Source organism: Pseudomonas sp. CAN1 (assembly GCF_030462585.1).
Classification (GTDB): domain Bacteria; phylum Pseudomonadota; class Gammaproteobacteria; order Pseudomonadales; family Pseudomonadaceae; genus Pseudomonas.
Genome location: NZ_JASMRU010000010.1, coordinates 162504 through 175501 on the forward strand (window position 1 = coordinate 162504; position 12998 = coordinate 175501).

The following is a 12998-nucleotide window of genomic DNA, read 5'->3' on the forward strand; positions in this document are numbered from 1 at the left end:
CGCCTAAGGATAGGTTCCGATGATCGGTGGCAGCTTTCCCTGATCCATGCAACGTCGCTGGGGCAACTGTCGTCTTCTGAAAATCCTTGCCGCGGGCTTCCCTCTCCCTAACCCTCTCCCTGAAGGGAGAGGGGACTGGTTTGGTGCCGGCTGAAACCACAGTGTCAGCCGGCACGGATAGCTCCCTCTCCCTTCAGGGAGAGGGCTGGGGAGAGGGTTGGGCCGGCACAATATTATCCAGGTAGGAGCGGGCTCCTACCCTTCGGCGTTAGCCTGCCAGCCGCCGCCGAGAGCCTTGTACAAGGCCACGCTGGCCTGCAGGCGCAGTTGGCGCAGGCTGGCCAGGGCGTCCTGGGCGGCGTAGAGGGTGCGCTGGGCGTCCAGCAGCACCAGCAGGTCCTCGGCGCCGGCGCGGTAGCGCGAGTTGGCCAGTTCGAAGGCGCGCTCGGCCTGGCGCACCTGCTCGGCCTGGGCCTGCTGGCGGGCGTCCAGCCCGGCGATGGCGTCCAGGCCGGACTCCACCTCGCCGAACGCGGTGATGATCGCCGCCCGGTAGTCTGCCAGCAGTTCTTCCTGGCGCGCCTGGGCGAGATCGCGCTGGCCGCTCAGCCGGCCGTTGTTGAAGACCGGCGCGACCAGCCCACCGCTGACCTGGTACAGCGGGTTGTCGGTGAGATCACCGAGGCGCGAGCCACCGCTGCCCAGGTCCAGCCCCAGCGTGAGCTGCGGGAACAGCGCCGCACGGGCGGCCCCGAGGTCAGCGGCAGCGCCTTGCAGCTGCGCCTCTGCGCGGGCCAGGTCGGGACGCCGGGTCAGCAGCTGCGATGGCACGCCCGCCGCGATATCCGGGTCCTTCAGCTCGGCAAGCGCGGCCGGTTGCAGCTGCAGGGCCGGGCGCGGGCTACCGAGTAGCACGGCCAGCGCCACCTGGCTCTGCGCCACCTGCTGGCGCAGATCGGCCTGCTCCACCCGCAAGCCGGCCAGCAGCGCGCGCTGCTGGGCCAGTTCCAGCGGCATCGCCGAGCCGGCACGCTGGCGCGATTCCAGCGTAGCCAGTACGTCTTCAGCGTTCTTCAGGTTCAGCCCGGCAATGCGCAGGCGTTCGCCCAGGCCGGCGTATTCCAGCCACGCCGTGGCGACGGCAGCGGTCAGGCTCAGGTGCACGCTGTGCAGGTCGAACTCGCTGGCCTGCCATTGCGCACGGGCAGCATCGCGCAGGGCCTGGTTGCGGCCCCACAGGTCCAGCTCGTAGCGGGTCTGCAGGCCGAGGCCGAAGCTATTGCCAGCGACCTCGGCATCGCCGCCCAGGCGGCCCTGGCGCGAAGCGTTCAGCGTACCGTTCAGCTCCGGCAACATCGGTGCTCCGGCGATCTGCAAGCTGGCGCCGGCCTGGCGCAGGCGCGCTTCGGCGGCCTGCAAGTCGTAGCTGTCGCGGGCGGCTCGTTCCACCAACTGATCCAGCTCGGCGTTGCCGAATTGCCGCCACCACTGTGCATCCAGTTCCACGGCGGCCGGGGCGGCGCTGCGCGTCCAGGCCTGCGGCGCGGCGATTTCGGAAGGCGGCGCCGGCTCCTGCAACGAACAGCCGGCAAGCAGCAGGCAAACCAGCGAAAGACGTGCGCGCATTACTCGCCTCCCAGGGCGACGACCGGGTCGAGCCGGGCCGCCTGCCGCGCCGGGGCGTAGCCGAACACCAGCCCGGTGATCAGCGCGCAGCCGAAGGCGCCGAGGATCGCCGTGAGCGAGAACACCACCGGCACCCCGGCCAGCAGCAGGCCGGCGCCGATCGACAGGCCGATGGCCACGCCGATCAGGCCGCCCACCAGGCTGAGCAGGGTCGACTCGGACAGGAACTGGCGGAGGATGTCGCGCTGGCACGCGCCGGTGGCCACCCGGATGCCGATCTCACGGGTACGTTCTCGCACGGTCATCAGCATCACGTTCATCACGCCGATGCCGCCCACCAGCAGGGAGACCGCGGCGATCAAGCTGAGCATCAGGGTCATGCTGTCCTGCGCCTCGGCCTGGGCCTGCAGCTTGGCTGCGGCGTTGCCGACGCCGAAGTCCTTGCGCCCGTGGCGTTCCAGCAGCAGTTCCTGCATGGCCGCGTCGGCCTGGTGCACCAGCGCCGGGGACATGGCGTCGATCACCGCGTACTCCGGGTCGGTCATGCCCTTGTAGACCCGCGCGCGGCCGGAATCGAAGGGGATGAAGAGCATCTCGTCGTAGTCCTCGACTCCCGAATCGGCGCCCTTCTCCTTCATCACCCCGATCACCTCGAACAGCGCATTGCCGACCAGCAGCTGGCGCCCCAGCGGGCTCTCGCCGGCGGGGAAGAAGTACTGCCAGGCCTTGTGTCCGAGCACCACCAAAGGCGCCAGCTCGCGATCCTCGGCGGCGCTGAAGAAACGCCCCTGGGCCACCGGCCAGCGGTGGATCAGCGGCATCTGCTCGGTGGTGGCGAAGGTGTAGAGCGACTTGGACAGGTTGCCGTAGCGCACTGTCAGGGCATTGCCGATCACCGGCATGACGTGGCGCACCTGCGGCAGCTCGGCCACCGCGGCGAGATCGTCGAGGGTCACCGCACCCATGGGACCACCTTCGGGCGGGTGGTCGCCGCTGACGTACATGATGGTGGCGCCCAGCGACGCCATCTGCTGCACCACGCGCTGCTTGGTGCCCAGGCCGATGGCGAGCATGACGATCACCGAAGCCACGCCGATGACGATCCCCAGCAGGGTCAGCGCGGTGCGGAAGCGGTTCAGCCACATTACCCGCCAGGCCGAGCGCAGCGCTTCCAGCAGGTCGCTGGCAAAACTGGCGCCGCCGGCCAGGCGTGCGTCGCGCAGGTCCGGCAAGGGCAACGCCGCCGCGCCAGCCTGCCCGCCGCTGTCGGCGACGATGTGGCCGTCGCGGATCTCGATGACCCGCCGCGCCCGCGCCGCCACTTCGCGGTCGTGGGTGATGAGGATCAGCGTGTGGCCCTGGGCGGACAGCTCGTCGAGCAGCGCCATAACTTCTTCGCCGCTGCGGCTGTCCAGCGCCCCGGTGGGTTCGTCGGCGAGGATGATGCGCCCGCCGTTCATCAGCGCGCGGGCAATGGAGACGCGCTGCTGCTGGCCGCCGGAGAGCTGGTTGGGGCGGTTGTCCAGACGCTCGCCCAGGCCCAGGCGCTGCAACAGGTCGCTGGCGCGCTGCTGGCGTTGCTGCACCGGGCGCCCGGCGTAGAGCGCGGGCACCTCGACGTTCTCCCGCGCGCTGCAGGTGGGAATCAGGTGATAACCCTGGAACACGAAGCCGAAGGCCTCGCGGCGCAGCCAGGCCAGCTCGTCGCTGTCCATCTGCGCAACGTCATTGCCGGCGAAGCGGTAGCTGCCGGCGCTGGGGCGATCCAGGCAGCCGAGGATGTGCATCAGGGTGGACTTGCCCGAACCCGACGCACCGACGATGGCAACGAACTCGCCCGGCTCGATGCACAGGGAAACCCCGTGCAGCACCGTGACCTTCGGGCTGGCGCCGCCGCCATAGTGTTTGACGATGCCATCCAGCTCGATCAGGGCGGTCACCAGGTGAATCTCCGCGGCCCTTCCTGGGCGGTCAGTTCGCCGAGCACCAGTTCCTCGCCTTCGGCCAGGCCGTCGAGCACTTCGCCCTGCAGGCGGTTGCGCACGCCAACGCGGACCTCGCGGGTCTGCGCCTTGCCGGCCGCATCGAGCACCCGTGCGCGGTACAGGCCGCGCTGTTGCGGCAGGGCCTCCAGCGCGGTCAGCGGCACCGCGAGCACGCCCTTGGCGGCCGCGTTGACGAAGGTGACCTGGGCGGTCATCTGTGGCATCAGCGCGCCGTCGGCGTTGTCCACGTCGAACAGCACGGTGTAGAGCACCACCTTGCTGGTGCCGCTGCTGGCCTGGCCAGAGCTGCTGCCTTCCTCGGTCTTCGGTTCTTCCGGCGCCGGCAGTACCTGGCGCACGCTGCCGGTCCAGCTGCGGCCTTCGCCGCCGAGGGTGGTGAAGCGCACCGGCATGCCGGCGCGCACGCGGCCGACGTCGGCTTCGGAAACATCCGTCCAAACGGTCATCGACGACAGGTCGGCGATGCGCAGGATCGCCGGCGTTTGGTAGGTGGCGTTGAGGGTCTGGCCCTGCTCGGCCTTCAGCGAAATCACCGCGCCGGCAATGGGCGCATAGACACGGGTGTAGTCCAGCTGGGTCTGGTCGGCGCTCAGGGTCGAGCGGGTCTGCTGGATCTTCGCCTGCATCTGGTCGATGCGTGCGACGGACACCTTGCGCTCGGCCTCGGCCACCTGCAGGTCTTCCAGGCGCGTGGAGCCCTCGGCGTACATCTGCTTCTGCCTGCCGTGCTTCTGCTGCGCCAGTTGCAGCTGCGCGCGCTGCTCGGCGAGCTGCGCCTGCAGGTCAGCCAGCTGCGCCTTGCCGGCGTCCACCGTGGCCTGCGGAATGCGGGGGTCGATCTCGGCCAGCAGTTGACCCTGCTGCACCACGTCGCCGGCCTTCACCAGCAGGCGGTCGATCTGCCCGGAGACGCGCACACCGACTTCCACCTGGGTACGCGGCCGCAACGTGCCGATGGCACTCACCGTCGCTTCGACATCGCCCCGCGCCACCGGCTGGGTCTGGTAGCGCACATCGGCACCACCGAACGCCCAGACCACCCCTCCCCCGACAACGACCAACAGGGCCGCCAGCGTCAGCAGGCGGCCCTTCTTCCCCCGTCCCATCCACTACATCCTTGCTTTCAGTGCAACTCGCTCGACTTGCCCATGGCCGCCACCGCTCCGGGTGCCAGGCTGTAGCGCTTGTTCTCGTCACGTTCGAGCAGGCCGGAGAGGTGCAGCCGGCGCAGGGTCTGGCTGACGCAGCTGAGGGAGATGGGCAGGCCCGGCTCCTCCAGGAAGGCGTGCAGCTCCACGGCGGTCGCCTTGCGGCAGATGACCAGCGCATCGAGGATGTTCAGGCGCGGCAGGCTGCTGCGCAGGCCGGCGTGCTCCAGCAGCTGGCGGGCCGGGCGCGGCAGGCGTGGGCGTACCGGGGTGCTGCTGACCTTGATCGCGGCTCTCATTTGCGCACCTCGAAAGACAGGGTGGAAACGTGGATCACGCTGTCGTAGCGCTTGCCATCGACATTGGCGCCACCGTTGACCTGGGCGGACACCTCCAGCACGTAGCGCGCCGGGAATGGCGTGGTCAGGGTCACGGTGCCATCCGCCGCCGGCTTCAGGCTGCGGGTCCATTGCTCGGAGGTGTACACGTTGACCTGCGAGGCCGGCACCACGGTGCCCTTCCAGTGCAGGGCGAAGGTGTTGCCGCCGGGCGTGGTGGGCACCAGCTCCAGATCATTCTGCGCCCGGGTATCCGTGCGCCCCTCGCGTGCCTGATAGATGGTCAGGGTGCTGCCTTCGGCACGCTGTGCGGCCACGCGCAGGTCACCCGGTGGCGGGCTGGCGATCTGGAAGGACTCGACCGTGGCCTTGAGCGGCTCGCTCTTGCCTTCGCCCAGCACGATGCGCGGGTTCTGCAGCTGGGCCACCGGCAGGTGCTCGCCGGGCTGCAGCTCGCTGAAATAACTGGTCGCGCTCTGCCCGGCGCCGCGTTCCAGCCACAGGTAGTCCGCGTTGGCCAGTGGCGCACACAGCAGCGCGACGGCCAGCAGCAAGGGCTGGCGAAGGGAAAAGTTCATGCGGGGTTCTCCTGTGTGGGGGCGCTCATGAAAAAAGCCGCTCGCATCCGTTGCGAATCGATCGCTTTCACATACAAGACGGATGAGACGCAAAAAACACGCACCGAAAATGTGTAAAGAAATCGAAAAGGCCGGGAAAACCGCCCAGAAACATTTGTTTGCAACTGCAAATGGCCGGTTTTTCGATCTCATCCGTCCTTATTGCTAGAACACCGCTGCTCCTTGGTGTCTTCGCGCCTCGCCGGCCTGATCCGGCGGGGGCATTTTCTTTGTCCTTCTTTTTGTGGCCGTGATTCCCCATGTCCAAGAAATCCCGTTCCAGGCTCTGGTTCCTGGTCCACAGCTGGCTGGCGCTGCCGATCTGGTTCTTCGTGTTCCTGGTGTGCATCACCGGCACCCTGGCCACGGTGAGCCAGGAGATCGTCTGGCTCGCCGACCCCACCGTGCGTGCCAACCCGCCAAGCGAGGACGCCCAGCGCCTGGGCTACGACCAGGTGCTCGCCGCCATGGCCCAGCAGCAACCGCAGGCCGCCGTGCGCATGATCAGCGCGCCCAGCGAAACGCATTTCGCGTTGCGGGTCAGCGTCACCTACCCGGACAGCGCCACCGCCATGCTCTACGTGAACCCCTACACCGGGGTCATCCAGGGCAAGATGCCGCTGTTCGACTTCCGCCAGTTCACCCGTGCCCTGCATGGCTGGTGGCTGGTGCCCTTCACCCACGGCTTCAGCTGGGGCTGGTACCTGGTGTCGCTGCTCGGCCTGCCGATGCTGGCGTCGCTGGTCACCGGCCTGGTGGTCTACAAGCGCTTCTGGCGCGGCTTCCTCAAGCCGACCCTGCGCCTGCGCCAGGGCGCGCGCATCTTCTGGGGCGACATGCACCGGCTGATGGGCATCTGGTCGATCTGGTTCATCGCGGTGATCTCCATCACCGGCACCTGGTTCCTGATCCAGGCGGTGCTCTACGACAACAGCATCTCCATTTCCAGCGAGGGCGTGCCGACCATCATCCAGCGCGACAGCATCCCCATGGGCGAGGACGGCAAGGCACCGCCGCGCATCGGCCTGGACGCCGCCGTGCTGGTCGCCAAGCAGCGCATTCCCGGCTTCGAGCCGAACTTCTTCCGCCTGCCCTCCAGCGCCTACGACCCGGTGACCATCTTCGGCAAGGCCTGGTACCCGCTGATGTTCGAAAGCGCCCAGGTGAACCCCTATGACGGCAGTGTGGCCTCGACCCGCCTGCTGGGCGACCGCTCGGGCCTGGAGTTCGTCACCGAGTCCATGCGCCCGCTGCACACCGGCGATTTCGGCGGCGTGTGGGTCAAGCTGATCTGGTTCGTGTTCGGCCTGATCCTCAGCATGATGGTGCTCAGCGGCCTGATGATCTGGAGCAAGCGCACCCTGATCGCCACCGCCAAGGAGCTGAAGAAGCAGAAGGCCCGCGAGCGGATCACCATCACAGCCACCCCGGAGGCCAGCCAATGAGCGGCAACAGCAAGCTGCGCCGCCTGTGGCTGCGCTGGCGTTTCCACCTCAGCGCCCTGCTGGTGCTGATTCCCCTGGGCTTCATGCCGCACTACTTCCACGAGGCAAGGCTCGACCGTGGCCTGCGCGGCCTGGGCGAGCGCGAGATCGGTTCGCTGCAGGTCGGCCCATGGACCGCGCGCATGGCCGAGTGGGAAGTGGGCGAGCCGGAAGACGAAGGCCGCGCCGGCTTCGTCAAGGCCTTCACCCTGGCCTTCTGCGAGAGCTGTTATCCACAGGTGAAGGCCGCCTACCTGCGCATCGGCCAGCCACGCAGCTTGCGCGCCGCTGGCGGGCTGTTCGCCGGCACGCCGCACCAGTTGTTCGCCGAAGTCACCATCCCGGCCCGCGTCACCCCGGCCGATGAACTGTGGCTGACCGTGGAAGGCTGGGACGGCGCCGTGCACCAGGCGCAGGTCCCTCTCGACAAGGCGTCGCCCTCGCTGGTGGCCTGGCTGGAAAAGACCCGGAGCAACCCATGAAAGTAATCTTCAAGTACAGCACCCTGCTACTCGGCCTGAGCGCCAGCGCCGGCGCCCTGGCCCACGCGCCCTTCTGCGAATGCACGGCGCTGGACGCCGAGACCATCCGCTGCGTCGGCGGCTTCACCGACGGCAGCGCCGCACCCGGCGTGACCCTGGACGTGATGGGCAGCGACAACCAGGTACTGATCCCCGGCAAGCTCGGCGCCGACTCCAGCCTGACCTTCAAGCGCCCGAGCGGGGATTTCTACATCCTCTTCGACGTCGGGCCGGGGTACATGGTCGAGGTCGATCCGAGCGAGATCAAAGGCGTCTGAGCTCCAGGTTCCAGCTTCCGGGCTGCGGCCGGGGACGCCAGTCTCCCGGCCGCCGCACCTCAGGTCGCGGACGATCCCGGCAAGACGATGGCTGTCGGCACGTGCCGCGGGTCGTTTCTTGCCAGCAGGTAGTACGCCAGCGCCGGCAGCAACAGCCCGATCAGCCAGGAGATGTCGACGCCACCGAGCGCTTCCACCAGCGGCCCGGTATAGAAACCGCTGTCGATGAAGGGCATCTGCACCAGCACGCCGAAGCAGTAGACGCCGATGCCGGTCCAGTTCCAGCGACCGTAGCGGCTATCGGGATCGGACAGTGCCGGGATGTCGTAGCGCTCGCGGGTGATGCAGTAGTAGTCGACCAGGTTGATCGCGCTCCACGGGGTGAAGAACGCCAGCAGGAACAGCAGGAACGACTTGAACGCGGCGAGGAAGGAGTGCTGCCCCGCCAGTGCCAGGCCGGTGGACAGGCCGACGATGATCAGCACGAACAGCAGGCGCTGCAGGCGCGAAACTTCCAGATGGCCGCGGAAGCCGCTGATGATGGTGGCGATGCACATGAAGCTGCCATAGGCGTTCAACGTGGCGATGGTGACCTTGCCGAAGGCGACGCTGAAGAACAGCGCGGCAGCCAGCATGCCACTGGCGCCCAGCCCGACCACATAGGCCACCGGCTGGCCGGAGAAGGCCTTGCCGGCCAGCGCCGCGGCGAACACGCCGAGCACCATCGAGGTCTGCGAACCGATCACCGAGCCCAGGCCCACGGCCAGGAAAGTCTTGCGTGACGAGGTGCGGCTGGGCAGGTAGCGCGAATAGTCGGCGACATAGGGGCCGAAGGCGATCTGCCAGGAAGCCGCCAGGGAGACCGCGAGCAGGAAGGTGTTCCAGGCGAAGTGGCGATTCTCCAGCAGCACGCCGATGTCGTTGACCGACAGCAGGCGCACGAACAGGTAGGCGAAGGCGACGATGCCCAGCACGCTGGCGGCCTTGCCCAGCAGGTGGATCACCCGGTAGCCGCAGACTGTCACCACGACGATGACCGCCGCGAAGATCAGGATGCCGACCGTATCGCTGACGTGGGCCAGTTGGCCGATGGCCTGGCCGGCGAGCACGGTGCCGGTGGCGTTGAAGCCGACATACATCACGCACACCAGCACCAGCGGGATGACCGCACCGAACACGCCGAACTGCACGCGGCTGGAGATCATCTGCGGCAGGCCCAGCTTGGGCCCCTGGGCGCCGTGCAGGGCCATCACCACGCCACCGAAGACCTGGCCGATGAACAGGCCGATCAGCGACCAGAACACGTCGCCGCCGAGCACCACGGCCAGCGCGCCGGTGACGATCGCGGTGATCTGCAGGTTGCAGCCGAACCACAGGGTGAACTGACTGAACAGCCGGCCGTGCCGCTCGGCCTCGGGTATGTAATCGATGGAACGGGTTTCGATCAGGGACTTACCAGCCATGGGGCTTTCTCCTCGCACACGACCGGACACCCGGCGGCGCGGTTGTTGTTATGCACAGCGTTTCCTGATTCGCCGGGGCGGCCCGGACGGCCGCCCCGTACCTGCCGTCAATGGCGGGCGGCATCCAGCACGGCGCGGGAGATGATGATCTTCTGCACCTCGGAGGTTCCCTCGAAGATCCGCAGGATCCGCGCGTCACGCACGAAGCGCTCCAGCGGCAGGTCGCGGATGTAGCCGTAGCCGCCGTGCAGTTGCAGCGCGGCATCGGTGATGAAGCCGCAGGCCTCGGCGGCGAACAGCTTGGCGGTGGCCGATTCGAGGCTGAAGCGCTCGCCGCTGTCGCGCCGCGCCGCCGCCTGCTGGGTCAGCAGGCGCGCCGCCTGGAACTGCGCGTGCATGTCGGCGATGCGCCACTGGGTGCCCTGGTAGGCCGACAGCGGCTTGGGGCCGATCTGCCGTTCGTCCACCCACTTCAGCGCGTACTCCATCGCCGCGCGAGCTACCCCTAAGGACATGGCAGCAACTTCCACGCGGCCACGGTCGAGGACTTCCATGGCGGTGCGGAAGCCCTGGTTTTCCTCCCCCAGCAGTGCGTCGGCGGGCAGCCAGCAATCCAGCGCCAGCTCGTAGATGGTGCTGCCGCGCAGGCCCATGGTCTTTTCCGGGTTGGCGAAGGTGACGCCGGCGGTGCCCCTGGGAATCATGAAGGCGCTGATGCCACGGGCGCCGGCTTCCGGATCGGTCTTGGCGTAGAGGACGATGAAGTCGGCTTCGCGGGCGTTGGTGATGTAGTGCTTGCTGCCACGGATACGCCAGCCACCCTCCTCAGGCACGGCGCGGGTACGCATGTCCGCCGGGTTGGAGCCGGCAGCCGGCTCGGTCAGGCCGAAGGCTCCCAGCAGTTCGCCGGAGGCGCAGCGCGGCAACCATTCCTGGCGCTGCGCCTCGCTGCCGCCGATGAGGATCGAGTCGGTGGCGAGGAAGTGCGCAGTGAGCGCCGAAGCGGTGGAGGCGCAGGCAGCGGAAACCGCCTCGACCACCCGGCTCATGGCCAGGCTGCCGATGCCGAAGCCGCCATAGGTCTCCGGCAGGTTGATGCCCATGAAGCCCAGTTCGCCGAGGGCCTGCAGGCTTTCCGCGCAGAAGCTTTCCTCTTCGTCGTAGCGTTGCGCGTTGGCGGCCAGCACGTCGCGGCAGACACGCTCGGCCGAGTCGACGATGGCCAGTTCGGTGGCGTCGATTGCAAAGTTCATTGGACAGCTCCAGCACGGTTATCGAGGCCGAACACGGCATTGGCTTCGCCCAGGCGAGGCGCGCGCGTAGCGGCATGGGGCTTGCGCCCGTTGAAGTGGACAGGTTGCGGCACCAGCGGCGGCTGGCCGTCGGCCGGTTGCACCAGCAGTTGGCGCACCTGCGCCTGTTCGCTGCCGGTGGCCTCGGCGAGGTTCCATACCGGCGACGCCGGAACCCCGGCATCCAGCAGCAGATCGCAGGCCTGCTCGACGCTGCGTGCGCCGGTCCAGCGCTCGATCTCGGCGCGCAATGCCTGCTCGTTGCGGGTGCGCGAAGGGTCATCGGCGAAGCGCGGATCGACTGCCAGCTCGGCGCGGCCGATGCTTTCGCAGAAGCGCCGGAACAGCTTGTCGCTGGCCACCGCGATCACCACCAGGCCATCGGCCGCGCGATAGGTATCGAAAGGCGTGGACACCGGATGGCGATTGCCCACCAGCCCCGGCGCGCGGCCATGGGCGAACAGGTTGGACAGGCCGGTCATCTGCAGGCTGACCAGCACGTCGAACATGGCGACGTCGATGTACTGCGCACTGCTGCCCTGGTGCTCGCGGGCGAACAGCGCGCTGCTGATCGCCCAGGCCGCATAGACGCCGGCGCACAAGTCGCCCAGCGCCTCGCCGCTACGGGTCGGCCCGGTTTCGGGAAAGCCGCTGACGCTCATCAGCCCGGACATCGCCTGGGCGACGATGTCATAGGCCGGCCGGCGCGACAGCGGGCCGTTCTGGCCGAAGCCGGAGATGCTCGCGTAGATCAGCTTCGGGTTGTGCTGGCGGAGGCTGTCGAAGTCGATGCCCAGGCGCTGGGTGACGCCGGGGCGGAAGTTCTCCACCACCACGTCGGCATCGGCTACCAGCTGGTAGAAGCGCTGCAGGTCCGCGGGCGCCTTGAAGTCCAGTTCGACACTGCGCTTGCCGCGGTTGATCAGGCCGAAGTAGACGCTCTCGCCATCCTTGAACGGGCCCAAGTGGCGGCTGTCGTCGCCATGCTCCGGCACTTCGAACTTGATCACCTCGGCACCAAGGTCGGCGAGCATGGCGGTGCAGTGCGGCCCGGCCAGTACCCGGCTGAGGTCCAGCACGCGCACGCCCATCAGCGGCTGCGGTGTCGGCAGTTCAGTCACGTTGTTCATGCTCGGCTCCTCAGGCAGTGATCATCGGCAGGTTCAGGCCCTGCTCCTTGGCGCAGTCGATGGCGATCTGGTAACCGGCGTCGGCATGGCGCATCACGCCGGTGCCCGGGTCGTTGGTCAGCACGCGGGCGATGCGCGCCGCGGCCTCGTCGGTGCCGTCGCAGACGATCACCATCCCCGAGTGCTGGGAGAAGCCCATGCCCACGCCGCCGCCGTGGTGCAGCGAAACCCAGGTGGCGCCGCTGGCGGTGTTCAGCAGGGCGTTGAGCAGCGGCCAGTCGGACACGGCGTCGGAGCCGTCCTGCATGGCTTCGGTCTCGCGGTTCGGGCTGGACACCGAGCCGGAGTCGAGGTGGTCGCGGCCGATCACGATCGGCGCTTTCAGCTCACCGCTACGGACCATTTCGTTGAACGCCAGGCCGAGCTTGGCGCGCTGGCCCAGGCCGACCCAGCAGATGCGCGCCGGCAGGCCCTGGAAGCTGATGCGCTCGCGGGCCATGTCCAGCCAGCGGTGCAGGTGGGCATCGTCCGCGATCAGCTCCTTGACCTTGGCGTCGGTCTTGTAGATGTCCTCGGCATCGCCCGACAGCGCGGCCCAGCGGAACGGACCGACGCCACGGCAGAACAGCGGGCGGATGTAGGCCGGGACGAAGCCGGGGAAGTCGAAGGCGTTGGCCACGCCCTCTTCCTTGGCCATCTGGCGGATGTTGTTGCCGTAGTCGAAGGTCGGGATGCCCTGCTTCTGGAACTCCAGCATGGCTTTGACGTGCACGGCCATGGACTGCTTGGCGGCTTTCACCACGGCAGCCGGATCGGTCTGCGCGCGGTCGCGGTACTGCTCCCAGGTCCAGCCGGCCGGCAGGTAGCCGTTGAGCGGGTCGTGGGCGGAGGTCTGGTCGGTGACCATGTCCGGGCGCACGCCGCGCTTGAGCAGTTCCGGGAGGATTTCCGCGGCGTTGCCCAGCAGGGCGATGGAGATGGCCTTGCCTTCGGCGGTGTACTGGGCGATGCGCGCCAGGGCGTCATCCAGATCCTTGGCCTGCTCGTCGACATAGCGGCTGGCCAGGCGGAAGTCGATGCGGCTCTGCTGGCACT

Annotated in this window: 12 protein-coding genes; 3 read left to right on the forward strand and 9 right to left on the reverse strand. The window is 68.1% G+C overall.

Annotated elements, in window-relative coordinates; all coding sequences use genetic code 11:
* Nucleotides 1-255: 255 nt before the first annotated feature.
* From QO207_RS16120 to QO207_RS16140, 5 genes are read right to left on the reverse strand one after another with little or no spacing between them, the layout of a single operon-like run.
* Nucleotides 256-1626 carry an efflux transporter outer membrane subunit gene (locus QO207_RS16120; protein ID WP_301533363.1) on the reverse strand — a complete coding sequence of 457 codons (1371 nt, stop codon included), beginning with the start codon at nucleotides 1624-1626 and terminating at the stop codon, nucleotides 256-258.
* Nucleotides 1626-3569 carry an ABC transporter permease gene (locus tag QO207_RS16125; RefSeq protein ID WP_301533377.1) on the reverse strand — a complete coding sequence of 648 codons (1944 nt, stop codon included), beginning with the start codon at nucleotides 3567-3569 and terminating at the stop codon, nucleotides 1626-1628. The genes QO207_RS16120 and QO207_RS16125 overlap by 1 nt, the downstream gene beginning before the upstream one ends.
* Complete coding sequence (locus tag QO207_RS16130) at nucleotides 3563-4738, reverse strand: efflux RND transporter periplasmic adaptor subunit (RefSeq protein ID WP_301533364.1); 1176 nt, start codon at nucleotides 4736-4738, stop codon at nucleotides 3563-3565. The genes QO207_RS16125 and QO207_RS16130 overlap by 7 nt, the downstream gene beginning before the upstream one ends.
* A 17-nt stretch (nucleotides 4739-4755) precedes the next feature.
* Complete coding sequence (locus QO207_RS16135) at nucleotides 4756-5079, reverse strand: transcriptional repressor (RefSeq protein ID WP_301533365.1); 324 nt, start codon at nucleotides 5077-5079, stop codon at nucleotides 4756-4758.
* Complete coding sequence (locus QO207_RS16140) at nucleotides 5076-5696, reverse strand: hypothetical protein (RefSeq protein WP_301533366.1); 621 nt, start codon at nucleotides 5694-5696, stop codon at nucleotides 5076-5078. The genes QO207_RS16135 and QO207_RS16140 overlap by 4 nt, the downstream gene beginning before the upstream one ends.
* 299 nt (nucleotides 5697-5995) lie before the next feature.
* On the opposite strand from QO207_RS16140, the gene QO207_RS16145 reads away from it, so the two are divergent.
* The 3 genes from QO207_RS16145 to QO207_RS16155 are packed head-to-tail and all read left to right on the forward strand — an operon-like array spanning nucleotide 5996 to nucleotide 8018.
* A complete protein-coding gene (locus QO207_RS16145) occupies nucleotides 5996-7180 on the forward strand; it encodes a PepSY domain-containing protein (protein ID WP_301533367.1) in 1185 nt (394 codons plus the stop codon).
* On the forward strand, nucleotides 7177-7701 hold the full coding sequence (locus tag QO207_RS16150) for a thiamine pyrophosphate-binding protein (protein WP_301533368.1): 525 nt from the start codon (nucleotides 7177-7179) through the stop codon (nucleotides 7699-7701). Before QO207_RS16145 ends, QO207_RS16150 begins: the two co-directional genes overlap by 4 nt.
* Nucleotides 7698-8018, forward strand: coding sequence for a hypothetical protein (locus QO207_RS16155; protein WP_301533369.1), 321 nt, complete (start codon nucleotides 7698-7700; stop codon nucleotides 8016-8018). The genes QO207_RS16150 and QO207_RS16155 overlap by 4 nt, the downstream gene beginning before the upstream one ends.
* A 59-nt stretch (nucleotides 8019-8077) precedes the next feature.
* Here QO207_RS16155 and QO207_RS16160 read toward each other — a convergent pair whose 3' ends face one another.
* The 4 genes from QO207_RS16160 to hutU all read right to left on the reverse strand — a co-directional run.
* The gene (locus QO207_RS16160) at nucleotides 8078-9481 is read right to left on the reverse strand and encodes a cytosine permease (RefSeq protein ID WP_301533370.1); all 1404 of its coding nucleotides are present in this window, start codon (nucleotides 9479-9481) and stop codon (nucleotides 8078-8080) included.
* 107 nt (nucleotides 9482-9588) lie between these two features.
* Nucleotides 9589-10734 carry an acyl-CoA dehydrogenase family protein gene (locus QO207_RS16165; protein ID WP_301533371.1) on the reverse strand — a complete coding sequence of 382 codons (1146 nt, stop codon included), beginning with the start codon at nucleotides 10732-10734 and terminating at the stop codon, nucleotides 9589-9591.
* Complete coding sequence (locus tag QO207_RS16170; protein WP_301533372.1) at nucleotides 10731-11903, reverse strand: CaiB/BaiF CoA-transferase family protein; 1173 nt, start codon at nucleotides 11901-11903, stop codon at nucleotides 10731-10733. Before QO207_RS16170 ends, QO207_RS16165 begins: the two co-directional genes overlap by 4 nt.
* 10 nt (nucleotides 11904-11913) lie before the next feature.
* On the reverse strand, nucleotides 11914-12998 hold a 1085-nt coding region (gene hutU / locus QO207_RS16175; RefSeq protein WP_301533373.1), incomplete at its 5' end, for a urocanate hydratase.

What these genes read in the sequence shown, in the direction of transcription:
- QO207_RS16150 (WP_301533368.1), top strand. Translation starts at nt 7,177, where the DNA reads ATGAGCGGCAACAGCAAGCTGCGCCGCCTGTGGCTGCGCTGGCGTTTC.
- QO207_RS16145 (WP_301533367.1), top strand. Translation starts at nt 5,996, where the DNA reads ATGTCCAAGAAATCCCGTTCCAGGCTCTGGTTCCTGGTCCACAGCTGG.
- QO207_RS16130 (WP_301533364.1), bottom strand. Translation starts at nt 4,738, where the DNA reads ATGGGACGGGGGAAGAAGGGCCGCCTGCTGACGCTGGCGGCCCTGTTG.
- QO207_RS16165 (WP_301533371.1), bottom strand. Translation starts at nt 10,734, where the DNA reads ATGAACTTTGCAATCGACGCCACCGAACTGGCCATCGTCGACTCGGCC.
- QO207_RS16120 (WP_301533363.1), bottom strand. Translation starts at nt 1,626, where the DNA reads ATGCGCGCACGTCTTTCGCTGGTTTGCCTGCTGCTTGCCGGCTGTTCG.
- QO207_RS16135 (WP_301533365.1), bottom strand. Translation starts at nt 5,079, where the DNA reads ATGAGAGCCGCGATCAAGGTCAGCAGCACCCCGGTACGCCCACGCCTG.
- QO207_RS16155 (WP_301533369.1), top strand. Translation starts at nt 7,698, where the DNA reads ATGAAAGTAATCTTCAAGTACAGCACCCTGCTACTCGGCCTGAGCGCC.
- QO207_RS16140 (WP_301533366.1), bottom strand. Translation starts at nt 5,696, where the DNA reads ATGAACTTTTCCCTTCGCCAGCCCTTGCTGCTGGCCGTCGCGCTGCTG.
- QO207_RS16160 (WP_301533370.1), bottom strand. Translation starts at nt 9,481, where the DNA reads ATGGCTGGTAAGTCCCTGATCGAAACCCGTTCCATCGATTACATACCC.
- QO207_RS16170 (WP_301533372.1), bottom strand. Translation starts at nt 11,903, where the DNA reads ATGAACAACGTGACTGAACTGCCGACACCGCAGCCGCTGATGGGCGTG.